General features: G+C 63.7%; 16 protein-coding genes and 2 rRNA genes (1 of these 18 only partly in view). 8 read left to right on the plus strand and 10 right to left on the minus strand.

Features of this window, described 5'->3' with window-relative positions:
* Positions 1-1,677: ribosomal RNA gene (locus F3K02_RS26860) — 23S ribosomal RNA — on the plus strand; it begins 1,202 nt to the left of the window's first position.
* A gap of 160 nt (positions 1,678-1,837) precedes the next feature.
* A 5S ribosomal RNA gene (gene rrf / locus F3K02_RS26865) occupies positions 1,838-1,950 on the plus strand.
* Between the two features lie 200 nt (positions 1,951-2,150).
* Here the strand turns inward: rrf and F3K02_RS26870 are convergent.
* Positions 2,151-3,137: an NADPH:quinone oxidoreductase family protein gene (locus tag F3K02_RS26870; RefSeq protein WP_177139710.1), complete on the minus strand. Its 987-nt coding sequence runs from the start codon at positions 3,135-3,137 to the stop codon at positions 2,151-2,153.
* 159 nt (positions 3,138-3,296) lie between these two features.
* Here F3K02_RS26870 and surE point away from each other — a divergent pair, with 159 nt between their 5' ends.
* The 5 genes from surE (at position 3,297) to rlmD (ending at position 8,381) form a co-directional block, all read left to right on the plus strand.
* Complete coding sequence (surE, locus tag F3K02_RS26875) at positions 3,297-4,127, plus strand: 5'/3'-nucleotidase SurE (RefSeq protein ID WP_177139712.1); 831 nt, start codon at positions 3,297-3,299, stop codon at positions 4,125-4,127.
* On the plus strand, positions 4,124-4,957 hold the full coding sequence (locus F3K02_RS26880; protein ID WP_177139714.1) for a protein-L-isoaspartate(D-aspartate) O-methyltransferase: 834 nt from the start codon (positions 4,124-4,126) through the stop codon (positions 4,955-4,957). Before surE ends, F3K02_RS26880 begins: the two co-directional genes overlap by 4 nt.
* 82 nt (positions 4,958-5,039) lie before the next feature.
* Entirely contained in the window at positions 5,040-5,951 is a 912-nt protein-coding gene (locus F3K02_RS26885) for a peptidoglycan DD-metalloendopeptidase family protein (RefSeq protein ID WP_177139716.1), read from the plus strand.
* Positions 5,952-6,091: 140 nt separating this feature from the next.
* Positions 6,092-6,877, plus strand: a complete 786-nt coding sequence (locus tag F3K02_RS26890) for a 3'-5' exonuclease (protein WP_177139718.1) — start codon at positions 6,092-6,094, stop codon at positions 6,875-6,877.
* A gap of 37 nt (positions 6,878-6,914) precedes the next feature.
* On the plus strand, positions 6,915-8,381 hold the full coding sequence (gene rlmD, locus F3K02_RS26895) for a 23S rRNA (uracil(1939)-C(5))-methyltransferase RlmD (RefSeq protein ID WP_177139720.1): 1,467 nt from the start codon (positions 6,915-6,917) through the stop codon (positions 8,379-8,381).
* Between the two features lie 9 nt (positions 8,382-8,390).
* Here the strand turns inward: rlmD and F3K02_RS26900 are convergent, their stop codons facing one another.
* Both F3K02_RS26900 and F3K02_RS26905 read right to left on the minus strand, forming a co-directional pair.
* Positions 8,391-8,753, minus strand: coding sequence for a hypothetical protein (locus F3K02_RS26900; protein ID WP_177139722.1), 363 nt, complete (start codon positions 8,751-8,753; stop codon positions 8,391-8,393).
* 149 nt (positions 8,754-8,902) lie between these two features.
* Positions 8,903-9,601: a Bax inhibitor-1/YccA family protein gene (locus tag F3K02_RS26905; protein ID WP_177139723.1), complete on the minus strand. Its 699-nt coding sequence runs from the start codon at positions 9,599-9,601 to the stop codon at positions 8,903-8,905.
* A gap of 247 nt (positions 9,602-9,848) precedes the next feature.
* Between F3K02_RS26905 and F3K02_RS26910 the strand changes: the two genes are divergently transcribed.
* Positions 9,849-10,256 carry a GlcG/HbpS family heme-binding protein gene (locus F3K02_RS26910; RefSeq protein ID WP_177139724.1) on the plus strand — a complete coding sequence of 136 codons (408 nt, stop codon included), beginning with the start codon at positions 9,849-9,851 and terminating at the stop codon, positions 10,254-10,256.
* A 108-nt stretch (positions 10,257-10,364) separates the two neighbouring features.
* Here the strand turns inward: F3K02_RS26910 and hemP are convergent, their stop codons facing one another.
* From hemP to F3K02_RS26945, 7 genes are all read right to left on the minus strand, one after another.
* Positions 10,365-10,568: a hemin uptake protein HemP gene (gene hemP / locus F3K02_RS26915; protein WP_177139725.1), complete on the minus strand. Its 204-nt coding sequence runs from the start codon at positions 10,566-10,568 to the stop codon at positions 10,365-10,367.
* 28 nt (positions 10,569-10,596) lie between these two features.
* Complete coding sequence (locus tag F3K02_RS26920; RefSeq protein WP_177139726.1) at positions 10,597-11,010, minus strand: ExbD/TolR family protein; 414 nt, start codon at positions 11,008-11,010, stop codon at positions 10,597-10,599.
* Between the two features lie 18 nt (positions 11,011-11,028).
* Positions 11,029-11,763 (minus strand): MotA/TolQ/ExbB proton channel family protein, encoded by a 735-nt coding sequence (locus F3K02_RS26925; protein ID WP_177139727.1) that lies wholly within the window; start codon positions 11,761-11,763, stop codon positions 11,029-11,031.
* Positions 11,764-11,783: 20 nt separating this feature from the next.
* Positions 11,784-12,440 carry an energy transducer TonB gene (locus tag F3K02_RS26930; protein WP_177139728.1) on the minus strand — a complete coding sequence of 219 codons (657 nt, stop codon included), beginning with the start codon at positions 12,438-12,440 and terminating at the stop codon, positions 11,784-11,786.
* 305 nt (positions 12,441-12,745) lie between these two features.
* Positions 12,746-13,852, minus strand: a complete 1,107-nt coding sequence (locus tag F3K02_RS26935) for an alpha-hydroxy acid oxidase (RefSeq protein ID WP_343067180.1) — start codon at positions 13,850-13,852, stop codon at positions 12,746-12,748.
* Positions 13,849-14,541 (minus strand): Fe2+-dependent dioxygenase, encoded by a 693-nt coding sequence (locus F3K02_RS26940; RefSeq protein WP_177139732.1) that lies wholly within the window; start codon positions 14,539-14,541, stop codon positions 13,849-13,851. The genes F3K02_RS26935 and F3K02_RS26940 overlap by 4 nt, the downstream gene beginning before the upstream one ends.
* Positions 14,542-14,640: 99 nt before the next feature.
* Complete coding sequence (locus tag F3K02_RS26945; RefSeq protein ID WP_246309843.1) at positions 14,641-16,971, minus strand: TonB-dependent receptor; 2,331 nt, start codon at positions 16,969-16,971, stop codon at positions 14,641-14,643.
* Positions 16,972-17,261 lie beyond the last annotated feature (290 nt).

Consider the following 17,261-nt stretch of genomic DNA (forward strand, 5'->3'; position numbering starts at 1 on the left):
TGAAGGTGTCTTGTAAAGGATGCTGGAGGTATCAGAAGTGCGAATGCTGACATGAGTAGCGTTAAAGGGGGTGAAAAGCCCCCTCGCCGTAAGCGCAAGGTTTCCTACGCAACGTTCATCGGCGTAGGGTGAGTCGGCCCCTAAGGTGAGGCAGAGATGCGTAACTGATGGGAAACAGGTCAATATTCCTGTACCGATTACAAGTGCGATGTGGGGACGGATCTTAATAGGTTATCCGGCGGTTGGATGTGCCGGTTTAGACAGATGTAGGCGACACGTAGGCAAATCCGCGTGTCATATACCGAGGCTGTTGATCGAGCGAGCTTGCTCGCGAAGTAACTGAACGAGGTCCCAGGAAAAGCCACTAAGCTTCAGCTTGTAATTGACCGTACCGCAAACCGACACTGGTGCGCGAGATGAGTATTCTAAGGCGCTTGAGAGAACTCTGGAGAAGGAACTCGGCAAATTGACACCGTAACTTCGGAAGAAGGTGTGCCCTTGTAGTGTGATGAGAACATCTGAGCACGAACGGGTTGCAAAAAATTGGTGGCTGCGACTGTTTATTAAAAACACAGCACTCTGCAAACACGAAAGTGGACGTATAGGGTGTGACGCCTGCCCGGTGCTGGAAGATTAATTGATGGGGTGCAAGCTCTTGATCGAAGTCCCAGTAAACGGCGGCCGTAACTATAACGGTCCTAAGGTAGCGAAATTCCTTGTCGGGTAAGTTCCGACCTGCACGAATGGCGTAACGATGGCCACACTGTCTCCTCCAGAGACTCAGCGAAGTTGAAATGTTTGTGATGATGCAATCTCCCCGCGGAAAGACGGAAAGACCCCATGAACCTTTACTGTAGCTTTGTATTGAATTTTGAACAGATCTGTGTAGGATAGGTGGGAGGCTTTGAAGCAGGGTCGCTAGATCTTGTGGAGCCAACGTTGAAATACCACCCTGGTGTGTTTGAGGTTCTAACCTAGGTCCCTTATCGGGATCGGGGACAGTGCATGGTAGGCAGTTTGACTGGGGCGGTCTCCTCCCAAAGTGTAACGGAGGAGTTCGAAGGTACGCTAGGTACGGTCGGACATCGTGCTAATAGTGCAATGGCATAAGCGTGCTTAACTGCGAGACTGACAAGTCGAGCAGATGCGAAAGCAGGACATAGTGATCCGGTGGTTCTGTATGGAAGGGCCATCGCTCAACGGATAAAAGGTACTCTGGGGATAACAGGCTGATACCGCCCAAGAGTTCATATCGACGGCGGTGTTTGGCACCTCGATGTCGGCTCATCTCATCCTGGGGCTGTAGCCGGTCCCAAGGGTATGGCTGTTCGCCATTTAAAGAGGTACGTGAGCTGGGTTTAAAACGTCGTGAGACAGTTTGGTCCCTATCTTCCGTGGGCGCTGCAGATTTGAGGAAGCCTGCTCCTAGTACGAGAGGACCGGAGTGGACGCACCTCTGGTGTACCGGTTGTCACGCCAGTGGCATTGCCGGGTAGCTAAGTGCGGAAGAGATAACCGCTGAAAGCATCTAAGCGGGAAACTCGTTCCAAGATGAGATCTGCCGGGGCCTTGAGCCCCCTAAAGAGTCGTTCAAGACCAGGACGTTGATAGGTCAGGTGTGGAAGCGCAGTAATGCGTTAAGCTAACTGATACTAATTGCTCGTGCGGCTTGACCCTATAACTTTGACGATAATCGTCCAAGTGCAAATGTTATTGTTATGCCCCCGTGGACAACTCACGTTGTTCCACATCGTTGGCAGCAATCAAAATCAGCTGATTCGAAACTCTATGAATTCGTCCCTGTTGTGCACCAGCACAGCAAGGACAACCCGTTATGCCTGACGACCATAGCAAGTTGGTACCACTCCTTCCCATCCCGAACAGGACAGTGAAACGACTTTGCGCCGATGATAGTGCGGATTCCCGTGTGAAAGTAGGTCATCGTCAGGCTCTTACTCCCCCTAACCCCCTCGTACCTCGCGTACTTGGGGGTTTCGGCTTTTGGGGGCTATATCCGTTGTTTTGCGGCTTGAGCAAATCCGCCGCTTGCAAAAATGCAATTTCTGTTGACATGCCCCGATCAGCCATCCCTCCCCATAAAAGAAGCCCGCTGGTTGCGAGACCAGCGGGCTTTTTCCTTATGGGTGCGTTCAATTCACCAGCACCAGCTTGCCCTTGACCGAGCGCGAACCCATGATGGCGTAGGCCCTGGGCAGTTCGCTCATGGGGAGGGTCTGGTCGATCACCGGTTTGACCTGGCCCTTGGCATACATGCCGGCGAGGATCTGCATCATCTGCGCGTTGGCTTGCGGCTCCCGGCGAGCAAAGTCGCCCCAGAACACGCCGACGATGCTGGCGCCCTTGAGCAGGGTCAGGTTCAGCGGCAGGCTGGGAATGGGACCGCTGGCAAAACCCACCACCAGGTAGCGCCCGCGCCAGGCGATGGAGCGGAAGGCGGGTTCGGCGAAATCACCGCCCACCGGGTCGTAGATCACGTCGGGGCCCTTGCCGTCGGTCAGGCGTTTGATTTCGTCGCGCAGGCCAGCCTGGGGCGTGTGCACGCTGTAGTTGATGGTGGCGTCTGCGCCCAGTTGGCGGCACAGTTCGCATTTGTCGTCGGTGGATGCGGCGGCGAGCACGCGCGCACCGGCGGCCTTGGCGATCTGGATCGCCGCCGTGCCCACGCCACCGGCCGCGCCCAGCACCAACACGGTCTCGCCCGCCTTGAGCGCAGCGCGGTCCATCAGCGCGTGCCACGAGGTGGCGTAGATCATGATGAAGGCGGCCGCGTCCACCGGCGGGAAACCCGGCGGCAGGGGCATGCACAGCGCGGCGGGTGCCAGGGTGTGTGTGCCAAAGCCCCCGGTGCCACTGAGGCAGGCCACACTCTGGCCCACCTGCAGGTGCTTCGCGCCTTCGCCCACCGCGCGCACCACGCCCGCGTATTCGGAGCCCGGTACGAAGGGCAGGGCGGGTTTCATCTGGTACTTGTTCTGCACGATCAGCAGATCGGGGAAGTTCAGGCTCGCGGCCTGGATTTCGATCAGCACTTCGCCCGCCTTTGGCTCGGGGGTGGGCAGCTCTTTCCAGGTCAGGGCTTCGACGCCGACAGGGTTTTCGCACAGCCAGGCTTGCATGTTGTCTCCTCGTAGGACAGGGGGGAAGCGGCTGATGATAGGCAGGGCGCCGGGTCGGGCACAGCGGGTATGTCCGCTTTCTGTCGCTGGGGCGACCGGGGTTGGGCTGTCGGTGGCGTGAACCCGGTCCGGTGGGGCAATCCACCTAGAATCAACAGCATGAAAATCCTCATCTCCAACGACGACGGTTACCAGGCGCCCGGCATCGTGGCGCTGTATGAAGCGCTCAAGGATCTGGCCGAGGTGGAGGTGGTGGCGCCCGAGCACAACAACAGCGCCAAATCGAATGCGCTGTCGCTGCATTCGCCGCTGTACGTGCACACGGCGCACAACGGTTTTCGCTACGTCAACGGCACGCCGGCTGACTGCGTACACATCGCGCTCACCGGGTTGCTGGGCTACCGCCCCGACTTGGTGGTTTCCGGCATCAACAACGGCGCCAACATGGGCGACGACACCATCTATTCGGGCACCGTGGGCGCCGCGATGGAGGGTTACCTGTTCGGTATCCCGGCGATCGCGTTTTCCCAGACCCAGAAGGGTTGGGCCCATCTGGATGTGGCCGCGCAGAAGGCTGCCGAGCTGGTGGCGCAACTGCTGCCGTCGCTGGACGGATCCCCGCAGCACCATGCGCCCTGGCTGCTCAATGTGAACATCCCCAACCGACCCGCGAGCGAGATACCGGGATTCAAGGTGGCCCGGCTGGGGCGGCGCCATGCGGCCGAGCAGGTGATCGCCCAGACCAATCCGCGCGGCGACACCATGTACTGGATCGGCGGCGCCGGGGCGGCCAAGGACGATGCCGAAGGCACCGACTTCCACGCCACGGCGCTGGGCTACGCGACCATCACGCCGCTGCAGGTGGACCTCACGGACCACGAACGCCTGCCGTACTGGGCGCCGACCGCAGCACAGCTTTCGGGAGCACCAGCGGCTGCCACGCCCGCTGGTACTACCCGTCGGCACGACACAGGCAGCGCTGCGGCATGAAAAAACCACCTACGCCTGGCCCTCAGGCGCTAGCCACAAAGACACCGGCCCGACCGCGGCCGGGTTTCCCTGTTCAGCTGGCCGCCCCTGCGCAGGGTGCGCCGGCGCGCAAAAACACCCCCGCGGCGCCAGCACATGCAAAGACCACGGCCGCCCCGCGATCAGCGCCGACCGCGAAGCTTGTGGATATGGACTCACGTGCGTTGCGTGCGGCCATGGTCCGCAAGCTGCAGGCGCAGGGGGTGAGCCATCCCGCGGTGCTGGCGGCGATGGGCGCGGTGGAGCGACACCGTTTTGTCGATACGGCGCTCGTCAACCAGGCGTATGAAGACACGAGTCTCCCCATAGGTTTGGGTCAAACCATATCCAAACCCAATGTGGTCGCCCGGATGATCGAACTGCTGTGCGAGGGGCGCACCGAAAAGCTCGGTCGGGTGCTTGAAATCGGGACCGGATGTGGTTACCAGGCCGCGGTCCTGAGCCAGGTGTCGCGGGAGGTCTACAGCATGGAGCGCCTGCGCGGCCTGCACGAAAAAGCACGCGAAAATGTGCGGGGTCTGCGACTGGCCAATCTGCATCTGCTGTTTGGCGACGGAATGCTGGGTTTTGCGCAAGGCGCTCCTTACGCGGCCATCATCGCAGCGGCCGGTGGCGAGGCGATTCCGCAGGCCTGGATAGACCAGTTGGCGGTGGGTGGACGTCTGGTGGCCCCGGCCGTGACCGGCGTGGGCCAGCAGCATCTGGTGGTCATCGACAAAACCGCCACGGGTGTGAAGAAAACGGTGCTGGAGCCGGTGCTGTTCGTGCCTCTAAAATCAGGGGTCGCATGAGGTCCACCTTCTGGTGGGGGCTCGGGATTTTTTCAGGCAGTCCTCGGAACATCGCCAGGGCTGCAACCAGGTGGGAGTCAAGATGAACAGAGTGGAATTCGACCCGTTGGCACCGAAAGGCGTGCCCGCGCGTCGAGCGGCGTGGCGCAGCGTGCTGCTGGTGGCTGCGGTCACCAGCCTGCTGGTGGCCGCGGGTTGTTCGACCCGGCGTGTCTCGCAGCCCGCGCCGGTGGAAGACCGTTCGGGCGCCAAAGCCACGGAGGTCAAACCCTTGCCGGGTGCCGAGAACGCGGGCAAGCCCGGTTATTTCACCGTGCGCCCGGGCGACACCCTGTACCGCATTGCGCTGGAGAGCGGACAGGCCTGGCGCGATGTGCAGGCCTGGAACAACCTGGCCAATCCGAACCTGATCGAAGTCGGCCAGGTCTTGCGCGTGGCGCCTCCCGCGACCACCGGCACAGCGGGTGCATCAGGGACAACCCCCACCACAGTGACCGCGGCGCCCGTTGCGACACCCGGCGTGGTGGCGCGGCCCCTGACCGCCGGCAACAGCCCGGCACCGGCCACCACGCTCCCGCCCGGACCGGCAGCTCCCGCACCGGCAGAGCCTCCGGTGGCATCGGCCGAGGAGCTGCAGTTTGTCTGGCCAGCCCAGGGGCCGGTGATCGCACCGTTTGACGAGGCCAAGAACAAAGGCGTGGCGATTTCCGGGCGTGTGGGTGATCCGATTGTGGCGGCGGCCGATGGCCGGGTCGTCTACGCCGGCGCTGGCTTGCGCGGCTATGGCAACCTGATCATCCTCAAACACAACAACACCTACCTCACGGCGTACGCCCACAACCAGGCCTTGCTGGTGCGCGAAGACCAGGCGGTTCGCCAGGGGCAGAAGATTGCCGAGATGGGCAGCAGCGATGCCGATCGCGTGAAGCTGCACTTCGAGGTGCGTCGCCTGGGCAAACCGGTCGATCCGCTGGGTCATCTGCCGAAGAGGTAACCCCCCTGCGCCGCTTCGCGGCTTCCCCCCAGGGGGACCACACCTTTGGACCGGCGAAGCCGGTTCCTCGGTGTGTGCTGGGTGCAGACCCGCACGCCGATCAGGTTTCTCTCAACGTTTGACGTTCTGCGCCCAATCTTATGTCCTGGCCTGTTCTGGTTTTTGACATCGAGTCGATCCCCGACATCGCGGGCCTTAGGGCCTTGCGTGGGGAACCCACCGAGACCAGCGACGAGCAGGTGTACGCAGCCTGGCTGGCGGAACGCAAGGAAAAAGGGCAAAGCGATTTCACGCCTTTGCACCTGCAGCGCATCCTGGTCATCAGCGTGGTGTTTCGCAACGCCGAGGGCTTGCGCATCCATTCATTCGTTGACCGCGATGGCGCGAGCGAAGGCAAGGTGGTGCAGACTTTCTTCAACAGCATCGAGAAACACCAGCCGCAGCTGGTGAGCTGGAACGGCAGTGGTTTCGACCTGCCCGTGCTGCACTACCGTGGCCTGCGCCACGGCGTTGAGGCCAGCAAGTACTGGGACATGGGCGAAGACGACCGCGAGTACAAGTGGAACAACTACATCAGCCGTTACCACATGCGCCACCTGGACCTGATGGACCTGCTGGCGATGTACAGCCCGAAGAACAATGCGCCGCTCGATGCCATGGCCAAGCTCTGCGGCTTCCCCGGCAAGCTCGGCATGGACGGCTCGCAGGTGTACGCGCAGTACCTGGCCGGTCAGACCGATGACATCCGCCGTTACTGCGAGACCGACGTGATGAACACCTACCTGGTGTATTGCCGTTTCCAGAAGATGCGTGGCGGCCTGACCGAAGCCGAGTACGAGCAGGAAATCACCTACGTCAAGGAAACGCTGGGCAACCTGGCGCCCACCGAGAGCCATTGGGACGAGTACCTCAAAGCCTGGGCTTGACGCGGGATCCCGTCTCGCGTCCTGAGACAATCGGGGGATGACCGCACCTCTCGCCCACGAAAACAGCCTTCTCACCACCGCGCGCGACGACGCGCCCGCCGCTTCCGAAGCCACTTTGCCGGAAGGCTGGCTGGCGGTGGAATCCCTCGACATCGATGCCCAGGGCATCGCCCGCCGCCCGGACGGCAAAGTCGTCTTCATCGAAGGCGCTTTGCCCTTTGAAGTGGTCAGCACCAGCGTGCACCGCAAGAAGAACAATTGGGAAGCGGGCGTCGTCACCGCCATCCACCGCGAATCCTCGCAGCGCGTGCGCCCGGGCTGCCCGCATTTCGGCCTGCACGCGGGCGCCTGCGGTGGCTGCAAGATGCAGCACCTGCACGAGAACGCCCAGGTGGCCATCAAGCAACGTGTGCTGGAGGACAACCTCTGGCACCTGGGCAAGGTCAAGGCGCAGACCATGCTGCGGCCCATCGAAGGGCCGGCCTGGGGTTACCGCTACCGCGCGCGCCTGTCGGTGCGTTTTGTGCACAAGAAAGGCGAGGTGCTGATCGGTTTTCACGAACGCAAGAGCCGCTACGTGGCCGACATGCAGGTCTGCCATGTGCTGCCACCGCATGTGAGTGCCATGTTGATGCCGCTGCGTGGGCTGATCTTCGGCATGGATGCGCGCGAAACCTGTCCGCAGATCGAACTGGCCTGTGGCGACGACGTGACCGCCCTGGTGCTGCGCCATCTGGAGCCGCTGTCGGACGACGACCTCACCCGTCTGCGTGCCTTCGCTGCCCAGCATGGTGTGCAGTGGTGGCTGCAATCGAAAGGGCCGGACACGGTGAAGCTGCTCGACGAGGGCGGCCCCCTGTTGTCGTATGCGTTGCCCGATTTCGGCATCACCATGCCGTTCAAACCCACCGATTTCACCCAGGTCAATCCGCACATCAACCGCGTGCTGGTCTCACGCGCCTTGCGCCTGCTCGATGCACAGAAACACGAGCGCGTGATCGACTGGTTCTGTGGGCTGGGCAATTTCACCTTGCCGATCGCCACTCAGGCGGGCGAAGTGCTGGGCATTGAAGGCAGCGAAACGCTGGTGACGCGCTCGCGCGAGAACCTGGCGGGCAATCAGACCGGTCGAGCGGTGCCGTTGGCGCCCACGGCGTTTGTGGCGCGCAACCTGTTCGAGATGACGCCCTCGCAACTGGTGGGCGATGGGCAGGCGGACAAGTGGCTGGTGGACCCGCCACGCGAGGGCGCGTTTGCGCTGGCCAAGACGCTCGCCGACCTGCACCTGCAGCCCGAACTACGCGGTGGCTGGACACCGCCCAAGCGCATCGTCTACGTGAGCTGCAACCCGGCTACGCTGGCGCGCGATGCGGGCCTGCTGGTGCACCAGGCGGGCTACCGCTGTGTGGCGGCGGGTGTGGTGAACATGTTCCCGCACACGGCGCACGTGGAGAGCATGGCGGTGTTCGAGCAGGACGCCGAGCGCGTGGCCGGCGCGGTCTGACCGCTTTTGTCAGGACTTGTGCGACCGGACGGCGTTGGCGTTCGGATCGCTGGGCGCTTCGGCTTCGTCGGCCTTACTTGGGCTGGGTTCGGCGGCATCGGGTTCTGATGGCATGCCGACGATCTGATTTTCGCGCATGTACTGGTCCATGTCTTTCCAGCCGGCGAAAACGGCCGCCTTGCCAGCCTTGGGGTTGCCGTTGAAACAATCCTCGATGCTGCGAATGGCATGTCGGCAGGCGCTGCCGATGGCCATGCCTTCGGCTTCCTTCTTGGCGGCGACCTGAGGGGCGGTCTCGATGCCCAGGGCGTCACAGCCGGCCAGCAGGCTGGCTGCGGCGATCAGGCAGAAGGTGAGGGCGGTGTGTCGCATGGTGCTGGGTGCGTGCGGGTGTGCCCTTTCTTTCGGCTTCTGGTGCGCCAACTTGAATGGTTTTCATGCTCCGGCGACCGGGAATGGGCTTGCGAACCGGCAAAGAAAAAGGACCCGAAGGTCCTTTTTCGCTGAGGCGGTGAGAGCGATCAGTCGCGTTCGCCGCCAAAGATGCCCAGCAGGGCCAGCAGGCTCTGGAAAATGTTGAACAGGCTCAGGTACAGGCCCAGCGTGGCGCTGATGTAGTTGGTTTCGCCGCCGTCCACGATGCGCTTGAGGTCGTACAGCAGGTAGAGGCTGAACACGATGATGGCCAGGGTGGCGATGGCGGCCATGCCGGCGGTGCTGCCGACAAACACGTTGATGATCGCGCCGATCATGATCGCCAAGGCACCGACGAAGAGCCACTTGCCCATGCCCGAGAGGTCGCGCTTGATCACGGTCGAGATGTTGGCCATGATGAAGAACACGCCAGCGGTGCCGCCGAACGCGGTCATGATCAGGCTGGCGCCGTTGCTGAAGCCCAGCACCCCGGCCAGCAGGCGCGAGAGCATCAGGCCCATGAAGAAGGTGAAGGCCAGCAGCACCGGCACGCCGGCTGCGGAATTCTTGGTCTTCTCGATGGCGAACATGAAGCCAAAGGCGCCACCCAGGAAAACGATCAGGCCCAGGCCACCCGTCAGGCTGGCGGTGATGCCGGTGGCGACGCCGATCCAGGCGCCGAGCACCGTGGGCAGCATGGACAGCGCGAGCAGCCAGTAGGTGTTGCGCATCACCTTGTTGCGCTGCGCGGAAGTGGATACGGCGGTGCCGAAGCGCCCGCTGGTGGGTTGTACTTGGTCGGTCATGGTGGTGAGCTCCTTCATCATCTGACGCAGTGGTCTGACAGCATCCGGTCCGGGGGGCCGATCGCTGGTGAAGCCGCATTGTAGGGCGCGGCCTTGTCCGCTGTGCGACCCGGCAAAAACCGCATTCTGGTCAGGGCAGTTGTGACCTGCGCAGGGCCCGTAGTGCGGTATCGTCCCAAGTCCAGAGCCTGGGCGGTGAAGCCGGCTCGCGAACCCCAGTCAGATACCCCTTAGAAGGAATAAGTTCATGAAAAACAAAGCCGTGCTCGAACTCGCCGACGTCAAACTCATCGCCGCAGCGGCCGAGGCCGAAGCCTTGCAAAACAGCTGGGCGGTCACGTTCGCCATCGTGGACGATGGCGGTCACCTGCTCTGGCTGCAGCGCCTGGACGGTGCCCCGGCCATTTCGTCGCACATTGCACCCGCCAAGGCCCACACCGCGGCGCTGGGGCGCCGCGAAAGCAAGGTCTACGAGGATGTGATCAACCAGGGGCGGGTGTCGTTCCTGAGCGCGCCCGCCGTGGCCGGCATGCTCGAAGGTGGCGTGCCGATCATGAAAGACGGTCAGTGCATTGGCGCGGTCGGCGTGAGCGGCGTGAAATCGAGCGAAGACGCGCAGATCGCTCGCGCGGGCATCGCGGCCATCGGGTTGTGAGGAAAAAATGACTGGCTACCGGGACCGGAATCCCCTGGCTGGCCAAAAAACGACGCTCGGGGAGATGGTATTTCCCCGGGTCGCCCCACGATGAAGTTGAGTTGATCCTTATTTGGTCAGGATGAGTTTGCCCTGGCGGGTGGTCTGCAAGCGGTAAAGCGCGCCGTTGTGGGTGATGGCCACCGACTTCTGGCCGCGCAGTACATCGTGGCTGGTGAGCAGAACGGGCGGCGCCGTTTCAGGCAGCGTCTCCACGGCCTGAGGCCGGTCCGTCATGGGCACGGGGTCGTTCGGCGGTGGTTTGCTCAACATGCGTCCTCCTGGGCCGGTTGACCGGGTCTCACGGCGCCACCGGCTCGGTGATGAAGCCGATCTTGCGCACACCCGCGCGCTGGGCGGCGGCCATGGCCAGGGCCACGCGCTCGTAGCGAACCGCCTTGTCGCCGCGGATGTGCAGTTCGGGCTGCGGCTCCTGGGCTGCGGCGCTGGCGAGGCGCTGCTCGAAGTCGGCGTCCTTTACCGGGGTCTCGTTCCAGAAATAGGCGCCGTCGGCGTCCACCGACAGGCGGATGTTTTCCGGTTTGTCGAGCACCTTCTCATTGCTCGCGCGCGGCAGGTCGATGTTGACCGCGTGTTTGATCACCGGCACGGTGATGATGAAGATGATGAGCAGCACCAGCATGACGTCGATGAACGGGATCATGTTGATCTCGGCGAGCATCTCGTCGCTGTCGTCCTGGGTTCCGATGGCCATGGTGTTGTCCTCAGGCGGTCAGGCTTTTTTCATGGGCAGGACCTTGCCGTCGCCACCGGCCGTCACTCGGGCACCGGTCACGAAGTAGGCGTGCAGGTCGTGGGCAAAGCGGTTGAGCTGGTGGTTGATGCCCTTGTTGCCGCGCACCAGGACGTTGTAGCCCAGCACGGCGGGAATCGCGACCAGCAGGCCCATGGCGGTCATGATCAGCGCCTCGCCGATCGGACCGGCGACCTGGTCGATGCTGACCTGGCCGGCCGCTCCGATGCCCAGCAGTGCGTGGTAGATGCCCCAGACGGTACCGAACAGGCCCACGAAAGGCGCTGTGGAGGCGATGGAGGCGAGCACGGTGAGGCCGCTCTGGGCGCGCGCCGTGGCGTCGTCCAGGCTGCGGCGCAGGCAGCGTTCGACCCAGTCGCTCACGTCGAGCGTGTCGTGCAGTTGCGGACCGGGCCGGCCGTCCTTGTGCAGGACGTGGCGCGCCGCTTCGCGGCCTTCGTTGGCCAGCGCGCGGAACGGGTTGCCGTCCTGCGCACCGAGCTTGTCCAGGCCTTCTGCAAAGTCGGCGCTGTGCCAGAACCCTTCGCAGGCCTTGGCCTGCTGGCGCTGGGCGCGCTGGTCGAGGTATTTCCACAGGATGATGATCCAGGTTGCGAGCGACATGGCCAGCAGCACGATGGCGACGGTGCGGGTGACGGCGTCGCCCTGGATCCAGACGTGGGCCAGGCCGGATGAGACGTTTTGTGGTTCCATGGGTATTGCTTTCAGGGGGCCTACTTGGTTATTTCGAAGCGAAGCTGTTGGACAACCCAGCTGGGGATCGGGGTTCCGTCTTTTGTCCCTGGTACAAATCGCCAGAGATTCTTCACAGTGGTCAATGCAGCTTGGTCGAGTCTGTCGTAGCCGCTTGATTCGAGGATCTGCACCTGTGAAGGGGTTCCGTCGATCTCGACTCGCACTCTTAGCACCACCACTCCCGTTTCGCCAAGACGGGATGACAGCTTGGGATAGGGAGGTTGAGGGTTGTTGAGATGCGCAGCATCGCTCGAAGGCAAAACGATCTTGGGTGGCGCTGGTGGTGAAGGTTCAGCGGCCATCGGCGGGGCGGCGAGCATGGGCGGCGCGGGTGGCTGGGGTTCGGTGGTGCCCGTCGCGGCCGTGGGGGAAGGGGTCGGGTCGGCAATGGCCACCGGTTGCGGAGCCGGCCTGGGCACTGGCGGGGTGACCCTTTTGGGGACGGGCGCGGGTTGGGGCTGCGGTGGCGGCGGGGTGGGCGTCACCTGGGGTTGGGGCAGTTCGATGAATTCGGCCATCACCTGCACGGGCACCACGAGCTCCACCGCCCGGCGCAGCAGGCCGGTTTGCAGGGCCCACAGGCCCAGTACATGAAAGCCGACCACGGCGATCACGATGAACAGGCGGCGGTCCATGCAGGGTGTCGGAGTGGGAGCCTGCGGGGCTCCTGAAAGGGGTAGCGCGAGGCTCGCGCTGGCGGAAGACATAGTGTAGGTGGACGCGACGTTCGGTTGGAATGGGCGCTTCGCGGATTCAGGGGTGAAGCACCCACCACGCGGCGGCCAGTATCAGGATCAGGCTGCCGCCCAGAATGAAAACACTGCCGGTCATGGTGAGCCCCTTTCAGTCTGCGGTTGAAGACAGGGTTTCAGTATAAATGCGAATTGCTCGCATTCGCGATAAATGCCAAAAATTACCGAAATAAATGGACGTCCGTGATTCAGCCGGACTGGCGAGACCACAACGCCGCGCTGGCCTCGTCGAGCGTCCGGCAACCGCTCAGCGCCATGGCGATTTCCAGTTCGTCGCGCAGCAGGCGGATGACGTGTGCCACGCCGGTGGCGCCCGCGATCGCCAGCCCGTGGATGACCGGTCGGCCGACCAGCACCGCGGTGGCACCCAGCGCGATGGCCTTGAGCACGTCGGTGCCGCGCCGGATGCCGCCGTCCACCAGCAGCGGCAGCGCATCGCCGACCGCCTGTGCGATGGCGGGCAGCAGGGTGGCGGTGGCGGGCAGGGTGTCCAGCGTGCGGCCGCCGTGGTTGGACACGATCAGGCCGGCCACGCCGCAGGCCAGCGCCTGCTTTGCATCAGCCGGGTGGGTGATGCCTTTGAGCAGGACGGGCAGTCGGGTCTGCTCGCGCAACCAGATCACATCGTCCCAGCTGGGGGCGTGGGTCAGCAGGTCGTCGAAGAGCGGGCTTTGGCCCGGTCGCAATGCTGCGGGCGCGGGCGCCTGCAGGCCTTGCAGGTTGACGGCGGAGATGCCGGGCGGCAGCGTGAAGCCGGCGCGGCGCTCGCGGTCCCGGGCCCCATTCACCGGCGCATCGACCGTGAGCACCAGGGCTTCATAGCCCGCGGCTTCGGCGCGCTGCACGAGCGCCCGGGTGAAGCCCCGGTCGGGCTGCAGGTAGAGCTGGAGCCACAGCGGGCCGCGATCGGCTTCGCCCAGCACCACCTGGGCCACATCTTCCAGGGGCGTGCTGGCCTGGGTGCTGAGCACCAGGCCCGCGCCCAGCACGGCCGCCGCCAGCGCCGTGGCCAGTTCACCGTGCGGGTGGGCCAGGCGCTGGTACGCCATGGGCGCGATCAGGATCGGATGGGCCAGGGTGCGGCCGAGCAGCTTCACCCGCGTGTGCCCGCCGGCCAGGGGGCGCAGCACGCGTGGCCACAGCGGGATGCGCTGCCAGGCCAGGACGTTCTCGCGCAGGGTGATCTCGTCGGCTGCACCACCGTTGAAATAGGCCTGCGCATTCGCATCGAGCACGGTGGCGGAATGGGCTTCGTGGTCGGCGAGGTTGACCAACCCTTCGGGCAATCCACTCACGTCTGTGCCCACATGCGCAACAGGTTGTGGTACGTGCCGGTCAGGGACGTGGCCTCGGGCGTTTCGCCGTGTTGCTGGCGCAGGGCCAGAATGTTCATGTCGAGTTCGTAGAGCAGGCGGCGCTGTTCGTCGTTGCGCACCATGCTCTGCACCCAGAGGAAACAGGCGAGCCGGTGTCCGCGCGTGACCGGGGTCACCTGGTGCAGGCTGGTGCCGGGGTAGAGCACGGCGTGGCCGGCGGGCAGCTTCACGCCGCGGGTGCCGTAGGTGTCGCTCACGGTGAGCTCACCGCCGTCGTACTCGTCGGGGTCGTTCAGGAACACGGTGCAGGAGACGTCGGTGCGCACGTATTCGGTCTGTCCGGCTTCATTCACCTTGAGCCGGATCGCGTTGTCGATGTGGTTGCCGTAGGTGTTGGCCTCGCCGCCGTAGCGGTTGACGCGGGGTGTGAAGATGCGCAATGGCAACGCGGCGCTGAAGAACAGCGGCGAACGGTTGAGGCCATTCAACACCATCGTCCGGATGCTTTGTGCGGCTTCGCTGTCGTGCGGCAGTTGCTGGTTGTTCTTGACGGTGCGCGCCTGCGGGCCGGCGCTGTCCCGGCCGTCGGTCCAGGGCGCATCGGCGAGCAGCCGGCGCGCCAGGGTCAGGTCTTCGGTTGACAGGATGTCGGGCAGGGTGAGCAGCATGGTGGGGTCCGTCTTTTTGATGGTTGTTCACAAATGGAAAAGGCCGCCCCTGCGGAACAGCGGGGCGGCCAACGTGCTTTCAGGCGATGGGGATCGCGATCAGAACTTCAGGCTGGCGGTCACCTGCAGCGTGCGCCCGGCACCCGGGATGTAGTGCCCGGGGTAGAGCTGGTCGGCGTAGAGCTTGTCGGTGATGTTGGACAGGTTGGCTTTGAGCGTCAGGCGGTCGAAGTCGAACTTGTACTCGGCCATCAGGTCGGCGGTGACGTAGGACGGAACGGTCCATTCGACACGGGTCGGCGACTGTTTGCCACGGAAGTTCAGGCCGGCCCCCAGGCGCAGCTTGGGCGTGAACTGGTAGGTGGTCCACACGGTGCCACTGTGCTCGGGGGTGAGCGAAGGGCGGTCGCCCGGACGCTCGCCAGCGGCACCTTGTGAACACTGACCGGTGGTCGGGCAGGGAGCCGCCCGGTCGACCTTGGCCACGGGCAACCACATGTAGGAGCCAAAGACTTCCCACTTGGAGGTCAGGCGACCCACGACGTCGGCCTCGAAGCCCGCCACGTGGCGTTCACCCGACAGCGTCACGACCGGGCGATCCGGATCGGTGTTGCGCTCGTTGTACTTGGTCGAGCGGAACACGGCCAGGCGTGTGGAGAAGCGCTTGTCGGCCGAATCCAGCTTGGCGCCGAGTTCGATGTTGCGGCTCTTCTCGGGCGGGGTGTCGACGTTGCTGGCGCCCAGCGAGTAGGCGTCGCCCGAGGTGTTGAACGACTGTCCAACCGAGAAATGGTACGACTGCTGTGGCGTGGGCTGGAACAGCACGCCAGCGCGTGGGCTCCATTCCGACACCTCCATGCGGTAGCTTTCGGTGCTCAGCGGGCCGGCAGCGTTTTGCGGCAGGCTGAAGCTGTCGTAGTCACCGGTGAGCTTGTCGTAGCGCAGGCCGGCCACCACCTTCCAGGCGGGGGCGATTTCCACCGTGTCCTGCACATAGGCACCCCATCCCTGTGAGGTGTACTGGTTGTTCACGCGCAGCACGCGGGACGATTCGTCCACCCAGGCGCCGTCGTCCGGTGTGCCGATCAGCGTGGTGGGCTTGGTGATGTCTACGCCACCTTGGGCGCGGGAGCGCGCGGCGTAAACGGTGCGTTCTTCGCGAGAGAAATCCACACCGGCCAGCAGGTCGTGCTTGGCGCCCAGTGCCTCGAACTTGCCCGAGTAGTCGCTCTGGAACTGGGCCGTGTCCATGTCCTGGATTTTCAGGTGGTTGCCACGGGTCAGCCGGGTGTTCGGGCCGAAGTTCTCCAATGAGACGGCGCTGGGGCATTGTGGGTTGGTCACGGCGCCGGTCTGCTGGTTCACGCCGCGGGTGCACAGGCGGATGGCGCCGGAGCGCTGGTCGCGCTCGAACTGGCCCACGCGCACCTGGGTCCTGAGTTCGCTGTCGCGGCTGAAACGGTGCGTGTGCGAGCCCCCGATGAGGGTGGCGCTGCCGTTGTTGTAGTCGCTGGCGGCGCCGTAGTAGGTGTCGGGGTCGAGCGGCAGCAGCACGCGGTCGCTGGAATCGGCGGTGGGCGCGATGTACGGCATGCCGTAATTGATGCCGTTGTTGTTGTCCAGGTGGTAGAGGTTGACCTGGAACTCGTTGCGGTCGCCAATGCCATTGCGGTAGGCCAGGGCGGCACCGCGCTTGTCGAGGCTGGCGCCACTGCCGTTGTTGTCGGCCTTGGTGGCCATGGCGTTGATGCGCAGCGCGGCGCTTTCGCCGGTCTGGATGTTGAAGTCGCCCGTGGCCCGGACGTACTTGTGGTTGCCCAGCGTCAGGTCGACCTGGTGTTCGTCAATCAAGCGGGGTGTCTTGCTGACCTGGTTGACGGCGCCGCCGGTGGAGCCGCGGCCGAACATCATCGAGGCCGAACCACGCAGCACTTCCATGCGGTCGAGGTTGAAGGTGTCGCGGTCGTAGATGGCCGGGTCGCGCATGCCGTCGATGAACAGGTCGCCGGTCGCCTGCAGCGCGAAACCGCGCAGGCGGATGTCTTCCTCGCCGCCTTCGGCCGCCAGGAAGGTGATGCCAGCGGTGTTTTTCAGGGCTTCCTTGACGGTGTCGAGGTTGCGGTCGTCGATCAGGCGTTCGGTGACCACGGTGACCGACTGCGGGATGTCGCGCAGCTGCTGCTGGCCTTTGCCGATGCGGGTCTCGGTGGCGCGCAGCGCGTCTTTGCCCTCTGGCGTTTCGGCCTGTTCGCGCACCACCACGGTGGGCAAGGTCTTTTCGGCGCCGGCTGGCGCGGTCTGGGCCATGGCGTTCAGGGAGCCGGCCAGCAGCATGGCGCCCAGTGGGAGCATCACGCCGGAGTTTGCAGAGGTGGAGGAACGGGGCAGGGCACGCTGGGCGTGGCGCAGGGTCTTTTTGCGTTGTGACATGGAAGCGGTGGTCGAACGGGTTGTCGGCTGGCTTCAACGCACTGCGCTGTGGCTGGCTGGAAAAAACAATGTTATTGCAAACGCGAACGATTCGCAATAAAGTGCATAAGTATTGTTGCCTGAATCCGGTTTTTGTAGCACCGACCCAACATCGGACAGATCCGCCCAGTCGCCACCGCCTGTGGGTGCGTGGGCGACCCGGTCATGCTGCTGCGCAACAAAAGCTATCGATCCAATGTAAACTATCAATGCGACTTCATGATAGTTGTCGTCTATGATTCAACCCATCG

Source organism: Hydrogenophaga aromaticivorans, from assembly GCF_013387465.1.
Classification (GTDB): Bacteria; Pseudomonadota; Gammaproteobacteria; order Burkholderiales; family Burkholderiaceae_C; genus Hydrogenophaga; species Hydrogenophaga aromaticivorans.

Bases quoted from the DNA above. Each gene is read 5' to 3' on its own strand.
- F3K02_RS26870 (WP_177139710.1), bottom strand. From the start codon at position 3,137: ATGCAAGCCTGGCTGTGCGAAAACCCTGTCGGCGTCGAAGCCCTGACC.
- surE (WP_177139712.1), top strand. From the start codon at position 3,297: ATGAAAATCCTCATCTCCAACGACGACGGTTACCAGGCGCCCGGCATC.
- F3K02_RS26880 (WP_177139714.1), top strand. From the start codon at position 4,124: ATGAAAAAACCACCTACGCCTGGCCCTCAGGCGCTAGCCACAAAGACA.
- F3K02_RS26885 (WP_177139716.1), top strand. From the start codon at position 5,040: ATGAACAGAGTGGAATTCGACCCGTTGGCACCGAAAGGCGTGCCCGCG.
- F3K02_RS26890 (WP_177139718.1), top strand. From the start codon at position 6,092: ATGTCCTGGCCTGTTCTGGTTTTTGACATCGAGTCGATCCCCGACATC.
- rlmD (WP_177139720.1), top strand. From the start codon at position 6,915: ATGACCGCACCTCTCGCCCACGAAAACAGCCTTCTCACCACCGCGCGC.
- F3K02_RS26900 (WP_177139722.1), bottom strand. From the start codon at position 8,753: ATGCGACACACCGCCCTCACCTTCTGCCTGATCGCCGCAGCCAGCCTG.
- F3K02_RS26905 (WP_177139723.1), bottom strand. From the start codon at position 9,601: ATGACCGACCAAGTACAACCCACCAGCGGGCGCTTCGGCACCGCCGTA.
- F3K02_RS26910 (WP_177139724.1), top strand. From the start codon at position 9,849: ATGAAAAACAAAGCCGTGCTCGAACTCGCCGACGTCAAACTCATCGCC.
- hemP (WP_177139725.1), bottom strand. From the start codon at position 10,568: ATGTTGAGCAAACCACCGCCGAACGACCCCGTGCCCATGACGGACCGG.
- F3K02_RS26920 (WP_177139726.1), bottom strand. From the start codon at position 11,010: ATGGCCATCGGAACCCAGGACGACAGCGACGAGATGCTCGCCGAGATC.
- F3K02_RS26925 (WP_177139727.1), bottom strand. From the start codon at position 11,763: ATGGAACCACAAAACGTCTCATCCGGCCTGGCCCACGTCTGGATCCAG.
- F3K02_RS26930 (WP_177139728.1), bottom strand. From the start codon at position 12,440: ATGGACCGCCGCCTGTTCATCGTGATCGCCGTGGTCGGCTTTCATGTA.
- F3K02_RS26940 (WP_177139732.1), bottom strand. From the start codon at position 14,541: ATGCTGCTCACCCTGCCCGACATCCTGTCAACCGAAGACCTGACCCTG.
- F3K02_RS26945 (WP_246309843.1), bottom strand. From the start codon at position 16,971: ATGTCACAACGCAAAAAGACCCTGCGCCACGCCCAGCGTGCCCTGCCC.